We start from the raw sequence: 23,043 nt of genomic DNA on the forward strand, positions 1-23,043 counted from the left end.
AGTCCCAGTTCGTCGGGTACGCCCGGGCCGAGCCGGGCTTCGTCATCATCCGCGTGTTCCGACTCGTCTGAGGCGGCGTCACCCGACCGGATGCCTCGCCCGAGGGATCCCGAACCCCGAGCTTGATGCAGAGAATCGAGACCGACATGACCGAACCCGCCGACCTCGTCATCGTGAACGGGCGCGTCTTCGACGGGCGCGTGCGCACCGTGCACACCGCGGTCGCCGTCGCGGGCGACCGAATCGTGCGCGTCGGTGCCGATGCCGACATGCTCGCGCTCCGCGGTGACGCGACACGCATCGTCGACGCCGCAGGCGGCGTCATCCACCCCGGGTTCGTGGACGCGCACGTGCACGCGGCGTTCGCGGGTGTCGAACGGCTGAGCCTCGACCTCACGCCGGCGCAGAGCGTCGAGGAGACGCTCGAGCTGATCCGCGCCGGCGCCGAGCGCAGCGACGCCGGATGGCTCACGGGTGGCGGGTGGAGCCACGAGCTGTTCCCGGCGCCCACCAGGCAGGAGCTCGACGCGATCGTGCCCGACCGCCCCGTCGCGCTGAGCGACGCCGGGCACCACACGCTGTGGGTCAACTCGCGGGCGCTCGAGCTCGCGGGCGTCGATCGCGACACCCCGCAGCCGCACAACGGGCATATCCACCTCGACGCCGACGGCGACCCGACCGGGTACCTCAACGAGACCGCGGCCGAGCTGGTCGGACGGGTGATCCCGCCGGCCACCGAGGACGAGGTGCTCGCCGGCCTGCTGAACGCGCAGGAGTACCTGTGGTCGATCGGCGTGACGGGCTGGCACGAGGCGATCCTCGGCGAGTACAACGGCAAGGCCGACTGCACGCCCGCGTACCTGCGCGGCATCGCCTCGGGCGAGCTGCGGAGTTCGGTTTCGGGGGCGCTCTGGATCGCGCCCGGGCTCGACCTCGACGAAGTGCCCGCGCTCGTCGCCCAGTTCGTCGAGTCGCGCGATCGGAATGCTCGTGCGGGATTCTCGACCTCGACCGCGAAGGCGATGATCGACGGCGTGCCGCACGGCGAGACGGCGGCGCTGCTCGAGCCCTACTGCAACAACGGCGACGGGTTCGCCGGCGAACTGCACTTCGACGAGGACGTGATCCGGGCGTTCGTCGCCCAGCTCGATGCGGCGGGCTTCGCATTGCACCTGCACATCATGGGCGACCGCGGCATCCGAGTCGCGCTCGACGCGATCGAGGCGGCGCGCGCGGCGAACGGGGCCGCACGTGGCTCCGGGGCGGGCCGCCAGGCGCCGCGCCACCACGTCGCGCATCTCTCGATGGTGCAGCCCGGGGATGCCGCGCGCTTCGGCCCGCTCAGCATCACCGCGAACATCCAGGGCCTGTGGGCCGCTCCCGACCCGTACGTCGTGCCGATGATCGGCGAGGAGCGGATGCTCGCGGGCTACCCGTTCCGCGCGATGGCCGACGGCGGGGCGGAGCTCGCGATGGGCTCGGACTGGCCGGTGTCGCCGCCCGACCCGTGGCTCGCGATCCACGTGGTCGTGAACCGCTGGGCGCCGCCGCCTCCCGGCGTCGAGGTGCCGCCGCTGCCCGAGGGCGCCGAGTCCGGCGCCCTGCCGCCGACCCTCGACGCCGAGCACCAGGCGCTCACGCTCGAGCAGGCGTTCGCGGCCTACACGTCGGGATCGACCGAGCTCGTGCTCGGCCGCCCGGGCCGCGTGCGGGTCGGCGAGCGAGCCGACCTCGCGGTCGCCACGGGCGACCCGTTCGAGCTGCCCGCCGAGGCGATCGTCTCTCTGCAGACGGCAGTCACCGTGGTCGGGGGCGAAATCGTGTACGAGCGGTGAGCCCGTGGTGGGCGGCACCCCGTCCCCATAGTGGGTCCAACCCGATCCGTCCCTTGAGCAGGGAAGAATGCGGTGGACACCGCTCGCGGCTGAACTATCGTGAGGGACAGATGACTCGCCCAGAGCGTCGAAGGAGGAGCTCGTGAGCGCGAGGACGACCATCACCGAAGTCGGCTTCGAGTCGATCGACGTCGTGGCGCCGCTGTGGGAGACGCTGTTCGACCATCATCGCTCCATCGGCGCGGCCGGGTTCGCCATCATTCCTCGGGAGCGGACATGGTCGCTTCGCCGCGCCCACTACGAGCGTGTATTCGCGGGGGAGGCGAACCCCACTCTCTGGATCGCCCGGCGGGATTCCACGGCGATCGGGTACGCCTTAGCGTTCGACGAGTTCGTCGCCGGATCCGAGGGCAGGATGCTGGAGACGCTGAGCGTTGCTCCCGACGCGCGGGGGAGTGGCCTGGGAACACGACTGATGGCGGCGTTCGACGGCGAGGTGCGCCGACGCGGCCTCGTCGCCGCGCTCGACGTCATGAGTGGAAACGATCGAGCGAAGTCGCTCTACCTTCGGCATGGATTCGAGCCACACTCGGAGATCTGGATGCGGTCAAGACCAGCCGCCGGGAAAGGAACCGAGCAGGCGCCTGCGAGCTTGTCGGAACTCGTTGGGCAGGCAGGATTCCAGTTGACGATCGTTCCAGGTCCTGACGACACTTGGCGGTCGTCCGATCGAATCGCAGTACTCAGCGCTTCAGCGATCGAGGCCGGTTCCAGCCAGCTTGCCACGCTCGACGCGATCGATGCATTGCAGCGTGCCGGTTACTGGACCATTCAGGTCGTGATGCCGGCGTCTCCCAGCGGGGTGTCGTTTCGAATGAGCTTGCGCGCCGCCGGGTTCGCGCCCTGTCTGGAGCGAATGGTCCGGCGTTGACGAAGCGATGCGGCAGTTGCCCTCGAGAGCCGGCTCCTCGCAACGAGATCTTGAACGCTCAGGCTCGCCGGAAGAGGTCGGCCTGGAATCGGTAGGCGTCGCCCCGGTACGTGTTCGTGCCGAGGAGGATGGGAGTGCCGTCGGTCGTGTAGGCGACCTCTTCGCCGATGAGCACGGCGGCGCCCACGACCGTGTCGAGCAGCCGGGCCATCGACGCATCGGCGGTGGCCGCCATGACGCTGTACGCGCTGCGGTGGATGGCAATACCGCAGCGCTCGCGAAGCGTTTCGTAGAGCGAGGCGTTGTCGAGTGGAGCATCGGCCAACTGGGGCGCTCGTTCCTCGGCCACGACGACGACATCGAAACACACCGGACGCCCATCAAGACCGCGAAGCCGATCGATCTGAATCACGGGGGAGGTGGGTGCGACACGGAGGGTGTCGGCTTCGGACAACGTGGCCGGGCGCACCTCCTGGCGGAGGACTCGCGCCGTCGGTCGCAGCCCTCGGGCGCGTGCCATCTCGGTGAACGACTGCAGGGTGCTCGGCGGCTCGCCGACCACATTGGCGGGAACGAACCAGCCGCGCTGCGCCGAGCGGGTGAGGCGACCCTCGTCTTCAAGCGCGGTGAGCGCTGCGCGAAGCGTGACGCGGCTGACGCCCAAGCGTGCAGACAGCTCGCGTTCGCCGGGCAGCCTCGTTCCAGCGGCGTAGGCGCCCTGGTCCAACTCCTGAGCGAGCTGGTCATAGGCCTGCGTGGCGGCGGCAGCGAGAGTCACGACGACACGGTACCACATGTCGAGACTGGTGCAAGATTTCGGAGTATTGGTTCGCAACTGGAATAACTGGTTTATTCGTGGTAGCTTGCCCGTGACGGTCCCCCCGCCGTCCGGGCTGCTGCACCAGGCCTGATGAGGTTTCTCGTCCCCACACACCACGACGGAGTGAAAATGTTCTCGAAGAAGACTCGCCTCGCGGCGGTCGCAATCGGCTCGATGGCGGCGTTCGCGCTCACCGCGTGCGCCCCAGCGGCGAGCACACCAGGCCCGGCGGCGCCGACCTCGGTCTCAGACGATGTGGCCGCCGCCGGCGACGTCACGCTCAAGCTCTCGGACTTCTGGACTTCGGCCGAGGAGGAGTGGATTGTCTCCCTCATCGACCAGTTCGAGGAGAAGTACCCGAACGTCACCATCGAGCGAACGCGTGAGGACTGGGGCCAGCTCACGAGCACGCTGAACCTGCAGCTCCAGGACGAGGGCGGGCCTGATATCGCATCCGCGAACAACGGATGGTCGTCCCTCGGGACCCTCGCCAAGGCCGGCCTCGTGCTCAACCTCGACGCGTACGCCGACCTGTATGACTGGAACGACACTGTGCCGACGACGATCGCTCGGCAGAACCAGTTCACGACCGACTTCACCACGATCGGCGAAGGTTCCTGGTTCGCGACCCCTCCCGCCCGCGCATCGCTGATCGGCATCTACTACAACGCCGCCAAGCTCAAGGAACTCGGCATCGAGGCGCCGACGACGCTCGATGAGCTCGAGGCCGCCGCTGCTGCGGCGAAGGAGGCCGGCGAGATCCCGTTCAGCTACAGCGGACTCGACGGCAATACCGCAGCCCTCCTGGGGCTCCAATCGCTCTACGGCCCCGAAGCCGACATCAATGATTTCGTCTACGGCGACCCCGACGTGACGGCGGAGGAGACGGGTCTCACCGACGCCGCCACCACACTCGAGGACTGGAACGAGCAGGGCTGGCTGACCCCGGACTTCGAGGGCATCGACTACCAGACCTCACTGGCCGACTTCCTCGACGGAGACGGCGTCTTCCGCTTCGACTACACCGGTGCACTCGGCCTGAGCGGTGACCAGCTCGACCAGTTCGGTTACATCCAACTGCCGCAAGCAGCGGACGACACCACGGTCGGCGTTGGCGCAGCCCCCGGCGCCATGGTGATCTCGGCGAAGGCCGAGCACCCCGATGTCGCCGCCGCGTTCCTGGACTTCCTCATGTCGGAGGACGCGAGCCAGACTGCAGTCGACCTCGGCCTTGTCCCGATGCTCAACGAGGTCACCATCCCCGATGTGCTCAGCCAGAGCGGCGAAGCCGCGGCCACCGCGACGCTCGATGCCGATGACGGATACGTGCCCTACTTCGACTGGGCGAGCCCCACGATGCTCGACATCCTGACGCAGAACACGCAGCTCCTGCTCGCAGGAAAGACCACGCCGGAAGACCTCACCGCCGCCGTGGATGCGGACCGCGACGCCTTCCTGGCGCAGTAAGCAACGGACGATGAGCATCACGCAGGTTGGGGCCGCCGCGACTTCGGTAGCGGACGGCGGCCCCACGGCCACTCGGGCGATGCTGCTCCCTCGAAAGCGGCGCCGCGGTTCGCACGCGAATCGCAGGACGCGTCGGGTCGGGCTGCTGATCGCGGCGCCCGGGCTGCTGCTGTACGCGGCCGTCGTGCTCTGGCCGCTGCTGCAGTCACTGCAGTACTCGTTCTACAAGTGGGACGGGTTCAGCAGCGCCACATGGGTGGGTCTCCAGAACTACGTGAACTTCTTCACCGATCCCGTGCTGCGTTCGACCTTGGGGAACGTGCTCGTCCTCCTCGTCTTCTTCGCGATTCTGCCGATCGCGCTCGGTCTGCTCTCGGCGGCGATGATCACGAGCGCGAACCGACGCGGAATGGCCGTGTTCCGGTGGATCTTCTTCCTGCCGCAGGTGCTGACGAGCGTGGTCATCGCGCTCATCTTCAAGCGCATGTACGCACCTGAAGGTCCGATCAACGAAGCCCTGCGCGCGGTCGGCCTCGGCGAACTCGCCCAGAACTGGCTCGGAGACTTCACCTGGGCGTTGCCCGCCGTCGGACTGATCGGAACCTGGGTGACGTTCGGCTTCTGCATGGTGCTGTTCATCGCCGGAGCGTCTTCGATCTCCCCGGAGTTGTACGAGGCCGCCCGCATGGACGGCGCCGGCCCCGTGCGCGAGTTCTTCGCGGTCACCCTCCCGGGGCTGCGCGGTCAGCTCGCCGTCGCCCTCACCCTGACGATCACCGCCGCGTTGCGCGCCTTCGACCTCATTTGGATCACGACTCGGGGTGGCCCGGGCACGTCCACGCTGACTCCAGCGGTCGCGCTCTACAAGGCGGCCTTCGTCAACCCGAATGTCGGCCAAGCCGCCGCGATCGGGGTCGTCATGGCCGTCCTCTGCCTCGTCATCGCGCTCGTGATCACCCGCATCTCGGAGAAGGAGTGAACATGTCCTCCCGTGCGGAGAAGATCTGGAACTATCTCATTCTCGGCCTACTGGCACTGGTCGTGCTGTGGCCGGTCGGCACGTTCCTGGCCGCGGCCCTCAGCCCAGACCGCGCCGGGCGACCGAGCGCCGATCTGCAATGGGGCAACTTCGTCACCGCCTGGGAGAACGCCGAGTTCGCCCGTTCCATGACGGTCTCGCTCGTGATCACCGTCTCCGTGGTGGTCGTCGGCGTCATCCTGGCGCTCATGGGAGGATACGCGTTCGGCGTCCTGGGCGTCATCGGCGATCGATGGTTCTTCCCCCTGATCCTGCTGGGGATGATGATTTCCCTCGAAGCGATCATCGTGCCGCTCTACTACCAGTTCCGGACTCTCGGGCTGACCGACAATCTCCTCGGCGTCATCCTCATCCACCTGGGAATGGGTGTGCCGTTCGGGATCTTCTGGATGCGGGCGGCCTTCAGGGCCCTGCCGCGCGGGATCTTCGAGTCGGCCTCACTGGATGGTGCCGGGCCGATGCGGATGCTCTGGTCGATCGCCGTGCCCAACCTCATGCCGGCGGTGTACACGCTGGTCCTGCTCAGCTTCATGTGGACTTGGAACGACTACTTCCTCTCGCTCGTGTTCCTCCATGGCGACAACCAGACCGCAACCGTCGCCCTCGGCGTCTTCCAGGGCAAGTACGTCACGCAGATCAACCTGATGGCGGCAGGCGGCCTCATCGTCGCCGCACCGGTCCTCATCCTCTACGTGATCTTCCAGCGCAAGTTCATCTCGGGCATGCTCGCCGGGGCGATCAAGGAATGACCGCGCTCGGACGCGAATCTCAAGCAAAGGCAACAACGTGCAACTGACACCACATATCCTCCCTACCGCGAACGCGATCGGCGACCTCCTCGCGGCGCGCATCGTCGACCGGATGACGGCGAAGGGCGATGCCCCCTTCCTGCTCGGCTGCCCGAGCGGCCGTACGGCGTCGCCGGTCTATGCCGCCCTCACGCGTCATGCCGCCGAGGGAAGCGACTTGTCCCGACTGGTCATCGTGATGATGGACGACTACGTCGTTCCCGATGCGCGCGGCGAGTTCCACATCGTCGACCCCGAGGCGTCGTACTCGTGTCTCGGCTTCGCCCGTCGCGACATCCTCGCGCCCATCGCCGGGGCCTGCGCCGCTGCCGGCACCGTGCCCCCGACCGAACTGTGGACTGCGGATCCGAAGGCTCCCGAACAGTTCGATGCGCGCATCGCCGCGGCCGGTGGCATCGACCTGTTCCTGCTCGCATCAGGCGACAGCGACGGCCACATCGCGTTCAATCAGCCGGGCACCCCTCGTGCGACCAAGACGCACATCGTCGACCTCGGCGAGGCGACCCGCCGCGACAACATGGGCACATTCCCCGAGTTCACCCATCTCGACATGGTGCCGCGCAACGGCGTCACGGTCGGCATCGACACGATCGCGCGACTGTCCGCGGAGGTCGCGATGATCCTGTGCGGCGAGCACAAGCGCGAGGCGTTCGCGCGCATCACGACGGCGGAATCGTACGAAGCGGATTGGCCGGCCACGATCGTCACCGAGTGCCGCAATGCGGAGCTGCTCGTCGATCGTGAGGCCGCAGCCCTTCCGGTCTGACCCGATTCGACAGGACCGGCGGCAACCTCGCCGATCTCAGCAGCACATCAAGGAGCCTGACATGACCCTCCCGATCGCGGGCGACGGCACGGCACTGTCGGGTCACGTCGTCGCCGTCGACATCGGCGGTACCAAGACCCAGGTCGCGGTCGCACCAGTCGAAGCTGCCGGGAGCTGGCGGACCCGCGAGTTCGTCGTCCCCTCGGTCTCCTGGCGGGGTGCGCTCGGGGACTTCCGCGCCGACGGTGTCGCACTGCGAGACCTTCTCGTCGGCCATCTCGGCGAGTCAGTGCTGTCAGCGCCGCTCGCGGTGGGGGCGCACGGCTGCGACAACACCGACCAATGCCACGAGCTCGAGCACGTGCTCCGCCGGCTCTTCACCGGTCCCGTCGTCGTGGTGAACGACTCGGAGCTCATGGCTCCGGCCATGGGCGTGGACGGCGCGATCGGCGTGGTGGTCGGCACGGGATCGATCGCAACGGCCCGCGACGGCGGCGGCGAACTACTGACGGCGGGGGGCTGGGGCTGGCTGCTCGGTGACGAGGGCAGTGCGCCCGCCCTCGTGCGCGATGCCACTCGGGCCGTACTGGCCCATCTCGACCGGGGCGAGGCGATCGACGTGCTCGGGCAACGGTTGCTGGCCGCCTTCGCCGCCCGTGACGGTGTCGAACTCGCGCTCGCGGTCACGCGGGTCGCGTCGGCCGGGGCTTGGGGGGTTCATGCGCCCGAGGTGTTCGCCGCCGCGGACGAAGGGTCCGTGATCGCCGCCGACATCATCCGGAACGCGGGCGAGGAACTCGCTGGACTCGTCGACCGGCTCCTCGCGCGCGGCGTCCGAACGAATGCCGTCGTCGCGGGCGGCTCGGTGATCGAACGCCAGCCCCGCCTGCAGAACGCGTTGCGGTCGGCCCTCGTACGGCACCATGTCGACGTCAAATTGCACATCCTTTCCCGGTCGCCCGTGATGGGCGCCGTCGCACTCGCGCGCGGCATCGCCGGAGAAGCCACCAACAACCCCTGAGAACGGAGCGTTCGCGCACATGAAAGTCACCTTGATCGGAGCAGGCAGCCGCGAGTTCGCCGGAAAGATCGTCCGCGACCTCCTCTTGAGCGAGCCCATCGCCGAAAAGGGCCTCGAGATCGTGCTGATGGACATCGCCGCCGAGCCGCTCGCGGAGATGGAGACGTACACCCGACAGCTCATCGAGCGGCTCGACCATGCCGCCACCGTCTCGGCGACCACCGACCTGAACGACGCCGTAGCCGGGGCCGCTTTCGTGGTCACCGCGATCGAGGTCGACCGCTACCACTACTGGTCGCAGGACTTCACGATTCCGCGCAAGTACGGCTTCAAGCAGGTGTATGGCGAGAACGGCGGCCCCGGCGGCCTCTTCCACGCCCTTCGCCAGTTCGGCCCGCTGCTCGAGATCGCACGTGCGATCGAGGCACATGCCCCCGACGCGATGTTCCTCAACTTCTCGAACCCGGAGCACAAGGTCTGCGAGGCGATCTCGCGGCTCACCTCGGTGAAGGTGGTCGGGCTCTGCCACGGCTACTTCTACGGCGTACGGCAGATCTCGGCGCTGCTCGACATTCCGAGCGATCAGCTCGAGCTGCCCGCCGCCGGCATCAACCATTTCACGTGGTTCCAGGCGGTCCGCGACAAGGTCACGGGCGAAGATCTCTACCCGCGACTGCGCGAGCTCGAGCACGAGGCGAACTGGGTGTCGGACTGGCACGAGATCGGGCTCTCCCGCATTCTCTTCCGCCGTTTCGGCCTGTGGCCGTCGCCGAGCGCGAACCACATCGGCGAGTACATCTCGTGGGCCGACGACTACGTGCCCGCGCAGCTGCAGTACTTCAACGACCCCGGCGATGGTTCGCCCTGGCGTGAAGGCGCATCGACGCCCGAGTGGCATTACCACATCGGGCTCGCCGACACCGACCGTCCGTTCCATGCTCCGCGCCCGAGCGGCGCGCTCGAAGACCAGCCGCTCGAAGCCTCGGAAGAGCTCGCGATCCCCATCATCGAGTGGGTCGCCTGCGGCGTCGAGCGACCGCTCCCGGCGGTGAACATCCCGAACCGAGGGGCGATCCCGGGTCTCCCCGACGACATGGTGGTCGAGGTGCCCGCGCGGGCTGAGAACGGCACCCTGGTGCCCCTGCCGATGGAGGCTCTCCCCGAGGGCATCTTCGCGATGGTGCGCCTCCAGGGATCGATCCACAAGCTGCTCGTCGAGGCCTACGTCGAGCAGTCCAAGGCGAAGCTGCTGCAGGCGATCCTCCTCGACCCGATCGTCGACAACCATAACCGCGCAGTCGCAATGCTCGATGAGTTCCTCGAACTCCAGAAGGACGCCCTGCCCCCGCTGGCCTGAGCATCCGGGCGCGGGCCCACGTCGGGCTCGCGCCCGTGCCAACACGACCTCCACCAGAAAGCAGAAACATGACCCTCCCGCCGTTCGACGTCGACACCGCACTGTCAGAGCTCACGCTCGAGGAGAAGGCGTCGCTGCTCTCGGGGCGCGATGACTGGTTCACACAGCCGATCGACCGCCCGGAGCTGACCGACCCGGTGCCGCCGATCGAGGTCGGTGACGGCCCCCACGGACTGCGCAAGGAGACCGGTGTCGACATGGTGTGGGTACCGGCGACGGGCTTCCCGACCGCGTCGGCGATGGGCGCGTCGTGGGACCGCGACCTGATGCGCCGCGTCGGAGCCGCGATCGGCGAGGAGGCGCGGGCGCAAGGCGTCCAGGTGGTGCTCGGCCCGGGGGTCAACATGAAGCGTTCACCGCTCTGCGGCCGGAACTTCGAGTACTTCTCGGAGGACCCGATGCACTCGGGCGAGCTCGGTGCGGCGTACGTCGTGGGAGTCCAGTCGACCGGCGTCGGCACGTCGCTCAAGCACTTCGCGGCGAACAACCAGGAGATCGAGCGTACCCGCATCTCGGTCGTCGCCGACGAGCGGACGCTTCGCGAGACCTACCTGGCCGCATTCGAGCGGGTGGTTCTCAAAGCGGACCCATGGACGGTCATGTGCTCGTACAACCGCCTGCGGGGTGTGCACGCCTCGGAGAACCGTTGGCTGCTGACCGAGGTGCTGCGTGAGGACTGGGGCTACGAAGGCGCAGTGGTTTCGGACTGGAACGCCGTGCACGACCGCGTCGCCGCCGTCCGCGCGGGGCTCGACCTCGAGATGCCGGGCACGGAGGGCCGCACTGATGCCGACGTCGTCGCAGCGGTGCGCGCCGGTGAGCTCGACGAGTCGGTGGTCGACGAAGCCGCCCGTCGAGTGTTGCGTCTCGTGGCGCGCGCCTACCCGGGTGCCGACCTCGTCGACGGCCCCGTAATGCGTCTTGGTCATAAGGCCGGTGACCGCCTCACTCCCGCGCAACTGGAGCTTTTGCGCGCGGACGAGCACCATGCGCTCGCGCGTGAAGCCGCCGCAGCGTGCATCACCCTGCTGCGCAACGAACCCGCACCCCACGGCGCTGCTGCCCTGCCACTGGCCGAAGACGCCACCGGCACGGTCGCGGTCGTCGGCGCCTTCGCCGAGCACGCCCGCATCCAGGGCGGTGGCTCGTCGGGCGTGGATCCCACCCGAGTCGACGCGCCGCTCGACGCCATCCGCGCGATCGCCGGGGAACGGGTCGTCTACGCGCCCGGCTACGTCTACCTGCCCAAGAACGCGTACCAGGACGACAACATCGCCACCCTCGCCGCGCACGAGGTCGAGTTCGTCGAGGAGCGCCCGACCGTCGCACGCCGCTCGGCGACCCTCGCACGAGAACTCCAGCTCGCCGAGGCCGTGCAGCACGCCGTGAACGGCCCGGTCTCAACGACCGCAGCGCGGCTCATCGACGAGGCCGTCGCCGCTGCCGAAGCCGCCGAGACGATCGTCGTCTTCGGCGGCCTGCCGCTCGCCTTCGAGCAGGAGGCCAACGATCGCGACACTCTCGCCCTACCGCAAGACCAGGTCGCCCTCATCGGTCGCCTCGCCGACCTCCGGGAGCGCACCGGCGCATCGCTCGTGGTCGTCCTCTCCAACGGCACGGCCGTCACGATGGACCCGTGGCACGACCGCGTCGATGCGGTCGTCGAGTCATGGCTCACGGGGCAAGCACTCGGCGGCGCCGTCGCCGACGTCCTCTTCGGACGCGTCAACCCGGCCGGCAAGATCTCCGAGACCTTCCCGGTCGCCCTCGAGGACACACCCGGCCAGCCGAACTGGCTCGGCGAACGTGGCACCGTGCTCTACGGCGAGGGAGTGTTCATCGGGTATCGCTGGTACGACGCTCTGAACCGGTCGGTGCGATACCCATTCGGTCACGGACTGTCGTACACCTCGTTCGAGTACTCCGACCTCTCGGTCGAGATCGCGGATGCCGCGGCCGGACTCGTTCTCGCGTCGGTCACGATCGCGAACGACGGGCCTGTCGCCGGCGACGAGATCGTGCAGCTCTACGTCGGTGACCCCGACGCCGAGGTGTACCGTCCCGTCCGCGAGCTGCGGGGGTTCGAGAAGGTCCGACTCGCGCCGGGGGAGTCCACCCGCGTCGTGTTCGAGCTCGAGAGCCGCGACTTCGCGTACTGGGACTCGGTCGCCGAGCGCGGCGACGGCCGCCTCGGGCTCTGGCGCAGGGAAGGGGGCGAGTTCCGCGTCGAAGTCGGGGCGTCCTCGCGCGACATCCGTCTGTCCGAGGTCATCGAGCTCCCAGATGATCCGACGATCCCGGCGTTGATCCCCGATGCCGAGTTGCAGGGCTCGAGCACGTCCCGCTTCGTTCAGGGACACGCCGGATGAGCGGCATCCCTGATCTCCCCGCCGTGCTGACGGCACGCGCCCGTGATCTCGGCGGGCGCTTCCCTGCCGACTTCGTCTGGGGTGCGGCGACCGCCGCGCCCCAGATCGAAGGCGCCGTCTCCGCAGGGGGCCGCACTCCCAGCATCTGGGACACGTTCGCCCGCGTGCCGGGCGCCGTCGCGGGCGGCGACACGCTCGATGTCGCCGACGACCACTTCCGGCGGTGGCGCGACGACGTCGCACTCATGCGCGACCTCGGCCTCGGCGCGTACCGCTTCTCGATCGCGTGGCCCCGCGTCGTTCCCTCGCCGTACGGCATCGTGAACCGGTCCGGACTCGACTTCTACGACCGACTCGTGGACGAACTGCTGGCGGGCGGAATCGATCCGTTCGTCACGCTCTATCACTGGGACCTGCCGCAGTGGCAGCAAACCGTCGGAGGGTGGACCGATCGCTCCACAGCACACCGATTCGCGGAGTTCGCCACGCACGTCGCGGAGCGGCTCGGCGACCGGGTACAGCACTGGATGACGCTCAACGAGCCGTGGGTGTACGTCTTCCTCGGGCATCTCGCCGGTGTCCACGCCCCGGGCCTGACGTCCGAGGACAGCGCCGTCCGCGCGATGCACCACTCGCTGCTGGCGCACGGCCTCGGCGTGCAGGCGCTCCGCGCCACGCTCCCCACCGAACGAGAGGTCGGGATCGCGCTCAGCATGAGTCCGACCGAGCCGGCGACTCCCGCGCCCGAGGACATCGCGGCAGCCGAGCGGAACGACCTCTACCGCAACTGGCTCTTCCTGCACCCGATCACGCACGGCGAGTACCACCCGCTCACGGAGGACCTCTTCCGCGAGAAGATCCCCGTCGAAGCGGGCGACCTCGAGACGATCGCCGAACCGATCGACTTCGTCGGCATCAACTACTACTCGCGAGCCGTGGTGGTGGGTGACGATTCCGTCCCAGTGACTCGTGCTCGGGAAACTCGACCCGATGGCACCTACACGGCCATGGACTGGGAGGTGTACCCGAAGGGGCTCACCGACATCGTCGCCCAGACGCACGAACGCTACGCCCCGAAGGCGATCTACATCACGGAGAACGGATCCGCATGGGCCGACGAGCCGGCCGCCGACGGATCGATCGTCGATCCGTCCCGGGTCGCCTACCTCCTGGACCATCTTGCGGCGGCGGCCCGGTGCACCGATGCTGGGATGCCGCTACGGGGGTACTTCGCCTGGTCGCTCATGGACAACTTCGAATGGGCGGAGGGTTATGGCAAACGCTTCGGCATCGTCGGCGTCGACTACGGAACACAGCAGCGCACGGTGAAGCAGTCGGGTGCGGCATACCGTGAGGTGCTCGACGCTCATCATGAGGCGCACTTCCCGATCGGGGCGTAGGAATGGAGTCTCGGTGAGGTTCGTGGTGCACGACCGACAGCTCGCGGACTCACGGACGCCCGTTCGTGACTACATACTCGAGCACCCGCAGGGCGCCGCGTTGCTCTGGGTGCACGGGGGCGGTTTCGCCGGCGGCAGCATCGACATGCCCGAGTCCGATGCCGTCGCCCGTCGGCTCGCCGCCGGCGGGCGGCTGGTCCGGACGGTGGAGTATCGGCTGGCTCCGCCGTGGCCGGAGCACGGACCGCTCGACCTGGGACCTGCGCCGGGGCGCTATCCCGCCGCGCAGGACGATGTGACGGCCGCCTTCCTCGACCTCGCGCAGCAAGGTGCGGCGTTCTTGGGCGGCGCAAGCGCCGGAGCCTGCATCGCCGCGAGCGTCGCCGCGCGGCTCAGCGACGAAGGCAGCGTGCCTCCCTTGGGGCTGGTTCTCGCCTACGGGGTGTTCCATGCGAGCCTGCCGGTACCCACTGAGGCCGAGCCCGATCATCCGCTGTCCCCGTCCGGCGCGCAGGCCGGGGAGTGGGTGGAGCGCATGACGCTGAACTACGCGGGTTCGCGGAGCCTCCTCGCCGACCCGAAGGTGTTTCCAGGAGCCGGCGACCCAGCAGGGCTCCCCGCCACGCTGATCCTGGATGCCGAGCGTGACAGCCTGCGCGCGTCGGGCCGGCGCTTCGCGGAACAACTCCGAGCGTTCGGCGTCTGCGTGACGGAGACAGTCGTTCCCGGCTCGTCGCATGGATTCCTCAACGATCCTCTGAGCGGAGACTTCGAGCAGGGGATCCTCAAGATCACGCGCTGGCTCGAAACAGTCGGTACAGGGAACCCGCATGGCGCTTGACACTCCTGGATATCAGCCGGGCATTCGGTAACCCGGCCCCGCGCGGAGCACGTCATCGCGACGACGCTGATGCCGACGTAGGCGATCAGCAGGATGACCTTCGTGAGGATCGCGGCCGGGCAGGCGACGCGGGTCCTTCGTCTCCTCGGTGAGGGCGAGGCACGTGTCCCAGCACGAGCAGGATCGCCTGTACCAACCGGCGGGATAGTGGGTCGATGGGAGACGTCACGCTTCTTCTGCGACAGTGGATTCGAGGGACGGGCTCGGAGCCGGTTCCGGCGATCGGCGCCGCGTGCCCTCGAGTGGGTGCTGTGCCTCGATGGGCTGCCCGTGCGGCTTCCCCTCGTTCTGCGAGACGACTTCGTCAGTCGCGTGCGTCGTCGTCGGTAATGATGGTGCGCATGAACGTCTCCAGGAGCGGGAGGGTCGCTCGACTCGGGTCGAGCAGCGCCTGGATGCGCAGGCCGTCGATCATGGCCAGCAGCATGGTGATCCTGTCGTCGGCGGTGACCTCTTCGCCGTCATGAGCGGTGGCGAGACGGCCGCTCGAGAAGTGCTGGCGCAAGCGTTCGCGTCGCGCGATGAAGAAGTCGTGCGCGGGGTGATCCGGGTTCGTCGCCGCGACCGTGACGGCGAGCCAGTTGCGCTGGTGCTCGGGGTGCGAGAACTCGTCGGCGAGCACGCTCGAGAGCACCTGCTCGGCCGGCACGCGCGACTGCATGATGCGGCGCGCCATCTCTTCATCGTCGTCATCGCGCTGCGCGAGTGCGGCCAGGAGGAGTTCGTCCTTGCTGGAGAAGTGGCGCAGGAGTGCGGCATGCGTCAGTTCGGCGCGCGCGGCGATGTCGCGAAGTGACGCGCGTTCGTAGCCGTGCTCGGCGAAGCTCGCCAGCGCGGCGCGCACGATCTGGGCGCGACGCGCCGGCGTGCTCGCATAGGGACCCCGACGAGTTCGGGCCGGGCTCGCGGGGGATGATCCCGATGCGTGGTCGTCGGCGACGCGCGTGCCGGCCCCCTGCGTGTACGCCGTCATCAGCGAGGTGGAATCGTGCATGCCTTCACCCTGTTCACCCATCTCTCGAGTCTCGCAGACCCGTGTTCGAAGCCGACTTGCCAATAGTAACCGCGGTGGTTACTCTTGGCCACACGTAACCAACATGGTTACTTTTGCGCAATCCCTCAGCACGACCCGCGTACGATCGCGTGGTCGGATCACCGCCGATGAAGGAGTCAATGGTGACGAAGAACGAGCCGGCCGCGGACCTTGCCGCCGGCCTCGCCGTGTCCGACGAGGAGACCGCGCCGCCGGTCGAGCATCTCGTGGCAGAGCCGCAGCAGCCGATGAGCCGGGGGTACATCCTCTGGCTGATGCTTGCGAGCTTCGGCGCATCCATGGCGATGATGGTGCCGCTCTCGTACGGCATCGCCGTCCGCATCACCGAGCTCGCACCCGGTCACGAAGAGGTGCTCGGATTCATCACCGGGATCGCGCAGGCCGTCTATCTGGTACTCAGCCCGCTCGTCGGCATCTGGAGCGACCACACCCGGTCGCGCTTCGGGCGTCGGAGCCCGTTCATCTACCTCGGCGCGGCGATCGGCCTGGCTGGCCTCGTCGTCATCGGTCTTGCTCCGAACCTGCCGATCGTCGGCGCCGGCTGGGTGCTCGGCATGGTCGGTTGGTCGATCGCCGGCGCCGCCCTGCAGAACATCCAGGCCGACAAGCTGCCCGAGAGGCAGCGCGGCAAGGTCTCTGCGCTCACCGGCCTCATGACGCAGATCGCTCCGGTGCTCGGCATCGGCGTCGCCTACGCGGTGTCCTCGAACACGTTCCTCGTCTTCTTGCTGCCCGGCGCGATCGGCGCGGTGCTGCTCGTACTGTTCCCGCTCATCAAGCCCGAGGGCAGTTCGAAGGACCTCGCGCCGTCGACGCAGGTCACCGTGAGGTCGGTCGTCGCGAGCTACGGGTTCAACATCCGCAAGTACCCCGACTTCGCGTGGAACTGGCTGGGCCGCTTCGTCTTCTTCATCGGCCTCTACTTCAACACCACGTTCGGCACATTCTTCTACGCACAGCGTCTCGACATGCCGGTCCGCGAGGTGGCCGGCGTGGTCGCGACGGTCGGCATGGTCGGAGTGCTCGCCGCCACGGGCGGCGCGCTCGCAGGCGGATTCCTCTCAGACAGGCTCCAGCGTCGCCGCCTCTTCGTGATGATCGCCGCCGTGCTCTTCGTCGTCGGCGCGCTCGTCGAGGCTACGGCGTGGTCGCTCGCGCAGATCGTCGTCGGCGCCGTGCTCATGCAGTTGACGATCGCGGTGTTCGCGACAGTCGACCAGGCGATCGTCTACGCGACCATCCCCGAGCGCGACCAGGCCGGCCGCTACATGGCGGTCATCCAGTTCGCCCAGAAGATCCCGAGTGCCATCGCGCCGCTGCTGGCCGGTGTCGTGATCACGTTCGGCGCGACCGGCGGTGAGAAGAACTACACCCTGCTCTACCTGCTCGGCGCCGCGTTCGCGCTCATCGGCGGTCTCGTCATCATGTTCAAGGTCAAGTCGGTCCGTTGAGCCGAGCTCGACATTCCGAACCGGCATCCCAACGGAAGCGAACCCGCATGCCCAGTGCCCCGTACGACCTCGTCGTCGACCGCGGCGGTGACGAATTCCCTGTCACCGGCGCCGCCCCCCGCCTCTCCTGGAAGGACCCGGTCGACCGCGACCCCCGCGACGCCTACCGGGTGGAAGCGGTGATCGACGGAGCACCGCCGATCGTCGCGGAGGTCGCCGGTCGCCGCTTGACGGCCTGGCCGTTCACGGCGCTCGGCAGCGCACGGCGTGTCCGGTGGCGCGTCCGCGCCGATGCACCGGATGCTGCGTGGTCGGAGTGGGCGGGGTTCGAGTCGGGCCTCCTCGACGAGGACTGGACCGCACACTGGATCTCTCCCGTCGAACCCGCCGTGGGCGCCGACGGCGACGCCGGCTACGGGCGGCGCGCGGCCCATGTACTCGCGGGCGGATTCACGATCGCCGGCGCCGTCTCGTCGGCCCGCCTCTACACGACCGCGCTCGGCGTGTACACGGCGGACGTGAACGGCGACCGCGTCGGCACGATCGAGCTCGCACCAGGGTCGACTTCCTACGACCGCACCCTCTATGCGCAGGCGGCGGACGTCACCCGGCTCCTCCGCGACGGGGCGAACACGATCGCGCTCGAGCTCTCCGACGGCTGGTACCGCGGGCAAGTTGGCGCGTTCCGGCTGCCCTCCGGGTGGGGCACGACGCTGGGCGCCCGGGTCGAGCTGCACGTCGAGTTCACCGACGGGTCGCGGCAGGTCGTCGTGAGCGACGCCTCCTGGACCAGCCGGCGATCGGCGATCACCCGTGCCGACCTCATGGACGGCCAGACGCTCGACCTGTCCGCGCCGTCCGCCGCCGAGGCACGCGTGCTGGTCGATGTCGTCGAAGCGCCGCCGATCGACTGGTCGCCGGCCCCGCCGGTGCGGGTCGTCGAGACGCGCGCACCCGAGTCGCTGCGCGCGATCGCCGACGGTGTCTGGCTCGCGGACTTCGGGCAGAACGCGTCCGGATGGATCCGGCTGACCGACCTGGGCGCGCCGGGCACCCGCACCGTGCTCGAATACGGCGAGGCGCTGGGCCGCGACGGCGACCTGGACACCGCGCACCTCGATTCCGAACGGCCCGATGGTGGGCGCAAGGCCTTCGTGCAGCGCGACGAAGTCGTCGCGGGGGAGCAGGGCAGCGTCTTCGAGCCCCGCCATACGGTGCACGGGTTCCGCTACGCACGCATCACCCGCTCGGACGGCAGCGCTCTCGCTGCGGCATCCCTGGAGATGTGCGTCGTGCAGACCGACCTCGCGCGCACCGGCACTTTCGCGTGCAGCGACGACGAGCTGAACCGGTTGCACGAGATCGTCGACTGGAGCTTCCGAGGCAACGCCGTCGACGTGCCGACCGACTGCCCGACCCGTGAGCGGCTCGCATGGACCGGCGACTATCAAGTGTTCGCGCCCATGGCCACACGCCTGTTCGACGTGCATGGCTTCAGCCGCAAGTGGCTGCGCTCGGTGCGCGACGACCAGCTCGACGACGGCCGCGTCGCGAACTTCTCGCCCGACGGGCGCCGCATCAAGCATCACCTCGATGACCAGTTCGCCATGATGACCGGTTCGTCGGGCTGGGGCGACGCGATCGTCGCCGTGCCATGGGAGCTCTACCTCTCGTACGGCGACGAGCAGGTGCTCGCCGAGAACGTCGACGCGATGGTGCGCTGGGTCGAGTGGGTGCTCGAGCAGGCGCGGACCACCCGGCACTTCGCCCGCGTGCAGGCCTCGGATGAGCCAGAGCCATTCGAGCAGTACCTCTGGGACGGCACCTTCCACTGGGGCGAATGGACCGAGCCGAGGCAGCGCGACGCCGAGGGGAACCGGATCGACCCGATCAAGCACAACCCGATGGCCTGGTTCATGGCCGACAAGGGTGAGGTCGGCACCGCGTACCTGCACCGCTCGACGGCGACCCTCGCCGCCGTCTCGCGCATCCTCGGCCGCGTCGAGGATGCCACCCGCTACGCGGCGACCGCCGACCGCATCGCCGATGCCTGGCGACAGGCCTACCTGAGCGCCGACGGCACGACGACGACCGACACCCAGGCCGCCTATGTGCGGGCCCTCGCGTTCGGGCTGATTCCCGAGGAGCTCCGCGACCGCGCGGTCGACCGGCTCGTCGAGCTGATCCGCGACGCCGGCACCCATGTCGGCACCGGATTCCTCGCGACGGGCGACCTGCTGCAGGTGCTCGCCGACCACGGCCGCGCGGACGTCGCGTACGAACTCCTCCAGCAGCGCACCGCCCCATCATGGCGGTACATGCTCGACCGCGGCGCGACCACGGTCTGGGAGGACTGGGAGGGCATCGACGAGCACGGCGACGCCCACGAGTCGCTCAATCACTACAGCAAGGGTGCGGCGATGCGGTTCCTGCACACGCACACGCTCGGGCTGCGGCAGGAGGCCGGTTCGATCGGCTGGGAGCGCGTCGTGATCGCGCCCGTTCCAGGGGGCGGCGTCACCTGGGCACGCGGGCGTCACGAGGGGCCGCAGGGCACGATCGCGGTCGACTGGCGCATCGAGGGCGAGCGGATGTCGCTGTCGGCCGAGATCCCGTCGGGCACCACCGCCCACGTCGTGCTGCCCGACGGCACCGAGCACCGGATCGGGGCGGGCCGGTTCGAGACGACCGCCACGCTCCCCGCCCGCGCGTCGACCGCGAAGGCATGACCCCCGCGGCAGCCTCCGCACGCCGCATCCATCTTTCGAAATCGACGATTCAACGAACGAGAGGAACCAACTCATGACGACCTTCCCCGATGGATTCCTCTGGGGCGCCGCGACCGCGGGTCACCAGATCGAGGGCAACAACGTGAACAGCGACTGGTGGGCGCGCGAGCAGATGATGCCGGGCATGGAGCTCTCGGGCGATGCTGTGGACAGCTACCACCGCTACCGCGAGGACATCCGACTGCTCGCGGACTCGGGCCTCACGTCCTACCGCTTCAGCCTCGAGTGGTCGCGGATCGAGCCGGTGCGCGGTCACTTCTCGAGGGCTGAGCTCGCCCACTACCGTCGCATGATCGACTACTGCCTCGACCACGGCGTCGCACCAGTCGTCACCCTGCAGCACTTCACGACGCCGCAGTGGTTCGCCGCGCTCGGCGGCTGGGACGGCCCCGACGCCGAAGCGCTGTTCTGCGCGTACGTCGAGCAGGCGTGCACCATCCTCGACGGCGTCGAATGGGTCGCGACCATGAACGAGCCCAACATGCAGGCGGCCATCATGACCGCGATGCGGCACCTCTCAGCATCCGGCGGGGAGTGGACGAGCCCCACGGTCGAGGCCGAGGGCGATGCGGAGAAGAAGCAGACGCACAGTGAGTTCCTGACCTACGCCGACCCCGAGATCGGGCGCATGTTCACGCGGATCCACCACGCCGCCCGCGCGATCGTGCGCGAGCGCACCGGTGCGAAGGTCGGCTGGACGATCGCGGCAGGCGCCCTCACGGCAGCGCCCGGCGGCGAGGAGAAGCTGCTGCAGATCCGGTACGGCAAGGAGGACGTGTACTGGGAGGGCAGCCGCGGCGACGACTTCGTCGGCGTGCAGGCGTACTCGAGCCAGCAGGTCGACGCGAACGGCCTCGTGCCGCACCCGCCGCACCCCGATAACACCCTCGTCGGCACTTCCTTCCGTCCCGACTCCCTCGCGATGGCCGTGCGTCACGCGTGGGAGGTCAGCGAGAATACGCCCGTCGTCGTCACCGAGAACGGCATCGCCACCGCCGACGACGCGCAGCGCATCCGCTACACGGAAGAGGCGCTGCGGGGCCTCGCGGGCACCATCGCCGACGGCGTCGACGTGCGCGGCTACCTGCACTGGTCACTCCTCGACAACTTCGAGTGGGGCCACTGGGAGCCCACCTTCGGCCTCATCGCGGTCGACCGCGAGACCTTCGTGCGCACACCGAAACCGAGCCTCGCCTGGCTCGGCGAGGTCGCGAAGCGCAATGGGCTGGACTCGGCGGAGGCTGCAGCATGAGCTTCCCGTTCGCCGACGTCTCGGCCCGTTCGCTCACCGAGCTGCTCTCGCTCACCGGCCGCCGGGCCGTCGTGACCGGCGCGGCGCAGGGCCTCGGCAAGGCCATCGCGGCGCGACTGGCCGAGGCCGGGGCCGACCTCCTGCTGATCGACCTCGACGAGGATGCGGCGCAGTCCGCCGCCGTGGAGCTCGCCGACCGGTACGGCGTTCGCGTGGCTGCCACGCGCGCCGACGTCGCCGATACGGCTTCGGTCGCGGCGGCCGCCGACGTGGCCGTCGCCGAACTCGGCGGCATCGACATCTGGGTGAACAACGCCGGGATCTTCCCGAACGCGCCGGTGACCGTGATGCCCGACGAGATGTGGGACGCGACCTTCGCCGTCAACGCGCGCGGTGTGTTCCTCGGTTCGCGCGAGGCCGCACGCCGCATGTCGGCCGACCGATCGGGCGGCGTCATCGTCAACATCATCTCGACCGCGGGCGTGCAGGTGGCGTTCCCCGGCATGGCCGCCTATGTCGGGTCGAAGCACGCCGCGCTCGGCATGACCAAGTCGCTCGCGGTCGACCTCGCCCCGCTCGGCATTCGCGTGCTCGGCGTAGCGCCGAGCTTCGTACCCACCGAGGGCAACATCGCGGCGGCGAAGGCCGGCGCCGAGGCGGCGGCCGCGGCCGGCATCGAGATGCCGACCCTCGACGTGATGAAGACGAGCATGATCGGCCGCATGGGCACCCCCGACGACATCGCGCGCGTCGTACTCTTCGCCGCGAGCGACCTCTCGATGATCATGACCGGCAGCACGCTCCTCGCCGACGCCGGTGAGACGGTCTGACGCGTGCCGTCATCCACTCGGCGGCCGCTGCGGGCGATCCAGCAGATCCAGATCGGCCGGATCTCGTCCACAGAAGACCAGGCGCGCGAGACCCTCGCGCGCCTGGTCGCGGCCGGATTCGAAGGCATCGAACTCAACGGATTCATGACCCGGCCGACCCCACTGATCGTCCGGGCCCTGACGCGAGTCGCCGGAATGCCGGTCGGCGGCGGCGGGCGGCTCGACTGGCCGCGCCTCGTCGCCGACGCGGGCCTCTCGGTGGTCGCCCTCCACGAAGACCTCGGGACGATCGAGTCCGCACGGGCGGAGGTCGTGGCGCGGTGCGCCGAGTTCGGCACGCGCAACGTCGTGGTCACCGGAATGCACCGCTTCGACTACGGCGACGAGGAGGCGGTCGCCCGGCTGGCGCAACGGCTCACCGTCGCCGGCCACGCCTTCGCAAACGACGGCCTCCGCCTGCTCTACCACAACCACACCGCGGAGTTCCGGCGGCTGCCCTCAGGCGGCACCGCTTTCGCGGCGCTGCTCGAGCAGACGGATGCCGAGGCGATCGGATTGGAGCTCGACTGCTATTGGGCGGCCACTGCGGGAGCGGATCCGCTGCGGCTGCTCGACACGTTCGGCGAACGGGTTCGTCTCCTCCACCTCACCGACCGCGGCTCGCGCGTGACCGGCCCGACGATGACGCCCATCGTCAAAGCGGACAGCGTCGAACTCGGCACCGGCAACTTGGCCGTGGACCCCATCATCGAGCGAGCCATCGCGCTGCAGATGGAAGCGGTGATCCTCGAGACCCACAAGAACTGGATCGACGGGTCGCCGCTGCGCAGCGCGGAGGTGAGCGCCGACGTACTCCGGCGACTGCTCCCGTCCTGATCGACGAGTTCGTCGC

At 68.8% G+C, this 23,043-nt stretch carries 18 protein-coding genes; 16 read left to right on the forward strand and 2 right to left on the reverse strand.

What is annotated here, in order from left to right:
- Positions 1–146 precede the first annotated feature (146 nt).
- Both PX701_RS05915 and PX701_RS05920 read left to right on the forward strand, forming a co-directional pair.
- On the forward strand, positions 147–1,835 hold the full coding sequence (locus PX701_RS05915; protein WP_275505762.1) for an amidohydrolase: 1,689 nt from the start codon (positions 147–149) through the stop codon (positions 1,833–1,835).
- Between the two features lie 142 nt (positions 1,836–1,977).
- Positions 1,978–2,766, forward strand: a complete 789-nt coding sequence (locus PX701_RS05920; protein WP_275505763.1) for a GNAT family N-acetyltransferase — start codon at positions 1,978–1,980, stop codon at positions 2,764–2,766.
- 58 nt (positions 2,767–2,824) lie between these two features.
- Here PX701_RS05920 and PX701_RS05925 read toward each other — a convergent pair whose 3' ends face one another.
- On the reverse strand, positions 2,825–3,700 hold the full coding sequence (locus PX701_RS05925; RefSeq protein WP_275505764.1) for a GntR family transcriptional regulator: 876 nt from the start codon (positions 3,698–3,700) through the stop codon (positions 2,825–2,827).
- A gap of 15 nt (positions 3,701–3,715) precedes the next feature.
- Here PX701_RS05925 and PX701_RS05930 point away from each other — a divergent pair, with 15 nt between their 5' ends.
- The 9 genes from PX701_RS05930 to PX701_RS05970 all read left to right on the forward strand — a co-directional run bounded on the left by PX701_RS05930 (position 3,716) and on the right by PX701_RS05970 (position 14,715).
- Complete coding sequence (locus PX701_RS05930) at positions 3,716–5,053, forward strand: ABC transporter substrate-binding protein (protein ID WP_275505765.1); 1,338 nt, start codon at positions 3,716–3,718, stop codon at positions 5,051–5,053.
- Between the two features lie 79 nt (positions 5,054–5,132).
- Positions 5,133–6,032: a carbohydrate ABC transporter permease gene (locus PX701_RS05935; protein WP_275505766.1), complete on the forward strand. Its 900-nt coding sequence runs from the start codon at positions 5,133–5,135 to the stop codon at positions 6,030–6,032.
- A gap of 2 nt (positions 6,033–6,034) precedes the next feature.
- Positions 6,035–6,841, forward strand: a complete 807-nt coding sequence (locus PX701_RS05940) for a carbohydrate ABC transporter permease (protein WP_275505767.1) — start codon at positions 6,035–6,037, stop codon at positions 6,839–6,841.
- A gap of 37 nt (positions 6,842–6,878) precedes the next feature.
- Entirely contained in the window at positions 6,879–7,667 is a 789-nt protein-coding gene (locus PX701_RS05945; protein ID WP_275505768.1) for a 6-phosphogluconolactonase, read from the forward strand.
- Between the two features lie 61 nt (positions 7,668–7,728).
- A complete protein-coding gene (locus tag PX701_RS05950) occupies positions 7,729–8,688 on the forward strand; it encodes an N-acetylglucosamine kinase (protein ID WP_275505769.1) in 960 nt (319 codons plus the stop codon).
- Positions 8,689–8,707: 19 nt separating this feature from the next.
- Entirely contained in the window at positions 8,708–10,045 is a 1,338-nt protein-coding gene (locus tag PX701_RS05955; protein WP_275505770.1) for a family 4 glycosyl hydrolase, read from the forward strand.
- Between the two features lie 68 nt (positions 10,046–10,113).
- Complete coding sequence (locus tag PX701_RS05960) at positions 10,114–12,474, forward strand: beta-glucosidase family protein (RefSeq protein WP_275505771.1); 2,361 nt, start codon at positions 10,114–10,116, stop codon at positions 12,472–12,474.
- Positions 12,471–13,874, forward strand: a complete 1,404-nt coding sequence (locus PX701_RS05965) for a GH1 family beta-glucosidase (protein ID WP_275505772.1) — start codon at positions 12,471–12,473, stop codon at positions 13,872–13,874. The genes PX701_RS05960 and PX701_RS05965 overlap by 4 nt, the downstream gene beginning before the upstream one ends.
- A 13-nt stretch (positions 13,875–13,887) precedes the next feature.
- Entirely contained in the window at positions 13,888–14,715 is an 828-nt protein-coding gene (locus PX701_RS05970) for an alpha/beta hydrolase fold domain-containing protein (protein ID WP_275505773.1), read from the forward strand.
- A 364-nt stretch (positions 14,716–15,079) separates the two neighbouring features.
- Here PX701_RS05970 and PX701_RS05975 read toward each other — a convergent pair whose 3' ends face one another.
- A complete protein-coding gene (locus PX701_RS05975) occupies positions 15,080–15,769 on the reverse strand; it encodes a TetR/AcrR family transcriptional regulator (RefSeq protein WP_275505774.1) in 690 nt (229 codons plus the stop codon).
- Positions 15,770–15,948: 179 nt separating this feature from the next.
- On the opposite strand from PX701_RS05975, the gene PX701_RS05980 reads away from it, so the two are divergent.
- The 5 genes from PX701_RS05980 to PX701_RS06000 all read left to right on the forward strand — a co-directional run bounded on the left by PX701_RS05980 (position 15,949) and on the right by PX701_RS06000 (position 23,027).
- Positions 15,949–17,280, forward strand: a complete 1,332-nt coding sequence (locus tag PX701_RS05980) for an MFS transporter (RefSeq protein WP_275505775.1) — start codon at positions 15,949–15,951, stop codon at positions 17,278–17,280.
- A gap of 47 nt (positions 17,281–17,327) precedes the next feature.
- Positions 17,328–20,009, forward strand: coding sequence for an alpha-L-rhamnosidase (locus tag PX701_RS05985; protein ID WP_275505776.1), 2,682 nt, complete (start codon positions 17,328–17,330; stop codon positions 20,007–20,009).
- A 73-nt stretch (positions 20,010–20,082) separates the two neighbouring features.
- Positions 20,083–21,321: a glycoside hydrolase family 1 protein gene (locus tag PX701_RS05990; protein WP_275505777.1), complete on the forward strand. Its 1,239-nt coding sequence runs from the start codon at positions 20,083–20,085 to the stop codon at positions 21,319–21,321.
- The gene (locus PX701_RS05995) at positions 21,318–22,151 is read left to right on the forward strand and encodes an SDR family NAD(P)-dependent oxidoreductase (RefSeq protein ID WP_275505778.1); all 834 of its coding nucleotides are present in this window, start codon (positions 21,318–21,320) and stop codon (positions 22,149–22,151) included. Before PX701_RS05990 ends, PX701_RS05995 begins: the two co-directional genes overlap by 4 nt.
- Positions 22,152–22,154: 3 nt before the next feature.
- On the forward strand, positions 22,155–23,027 hold the full coding sequence (locus tag PX701_RS06000) for a sugar phosphate isomerase/epimerase family protein (RefSeq protein ID WP_275505779.1): 873 nt from the start codon (positions 22,155–22,157) through the stop codon (positions 23,025–23,027).
- Positions 23,028–23,043 lie beyond the last annotated feature (16 nt).

This window comes from Agromyces chromiiresistens, from assembly GCF_029167465.1.
GTDB classification, from domain to species: Bacteria; Actinomycetota; Actinomycetes; order Actinomycetales; family Microbacteriaceae; genus Agromyces; species Agromyces chromiiresistens.

Excerpts from the sequence above, each read along its gene's own strand:
- PX701_RS05930 (WP_275505765.1), top strand. The coding sequence starts at position 3,716 with ATGTTCTCGAAGAAGACTCGCCTCGCGGCGGTCGCAATCGGCTCGATG.
- PX701_RS05950 (WP_275505769.1), top strand. The coding sequence starts at position 7,729 with ATGACCCTCCCGATCGCGGGCGACGGCACGGCACTGTCGGGTCACGTC.
- PX701_RS05965 (WP_275505772.1), top strand. The coding sequence starts at position 12,471 with ATGAGCGGCATCCCTGATCTCCCCGCCGTGCTGACGGCACGCGCCCGT.
- PX701_RS05915 (WP_275505762.1), top strand. The coding sequence starts at position 147 with ATGACCGAACCCGCCGACCTCGTCATCGTGAACGGGCGCGTCTTCGAC.
- PX701_RS05940 (WP_275505767.1), top strand. The coding sequence starts at position 6,035 with ATGTCCTCCCGTGCGGAGAAGATCTGGAACTATCTCATTCTCGGCCTA.
- PX701_RS05990 (WP_275505777.1), top strand. The coding sequence starts at position 20,083 with ATGACGACCTTCCCCGATGGATTCCTCTGGGGCGCCGCGACCGCGGGT.
- PX701_RS05995 (WP_275505778.1), top strand. The coding sequence starts at position 21,318 with ATGAGCTTCCCGTTCGCCGACGTCTCGGCCCGTTCGCTCACCGAGCTG.
- PX701_RS05975 (WP_275505774.1), bottom strand. The coding sequence starts at position 15,769 with ATGCACGATTCCACCTCGCTGATGACGGCGTACACGCAGGGGGCCGGC.
- PX701_RS05935 (WP_275505766.1), top strand. The coding sequence starts at position 5,133 with ATGCTGCTCCCTCGAAAGCGGCGCCGCGGTTCGCACGCGAATCGCAGG.
- PX701_RS05960 (WP_275505771.1), top strand. The coding sequence starts at position 10,114 with ATGACCCTCCCGCCGTTCGACGTCGACACCGCACTGTCAGAGCTCACG.
- PX701_RS05985 (WP_275505776.1), top strand. The coding sequence starts at position 17,328 with ATGCCCAGTGCCCCGTACGACCTCGTCGTCGACCGCGGCGGTGACGAA.
- PX701_RS05980 (WP_275505775.1), top strand. The coding sequence starts at position 15,949 with ATGGTGACGAAGAACGAGCCGGCCGCGGACCTTGCCGCCGGCCTCGCC.
- PX701_RS05955 (WP_275505770.1), top strand. The coding sequence starts at position 8,708 with ATGAAAGTCACCTTGATCGGAGCAGGCAGCCGCGAGTTCGCCGGAAAG.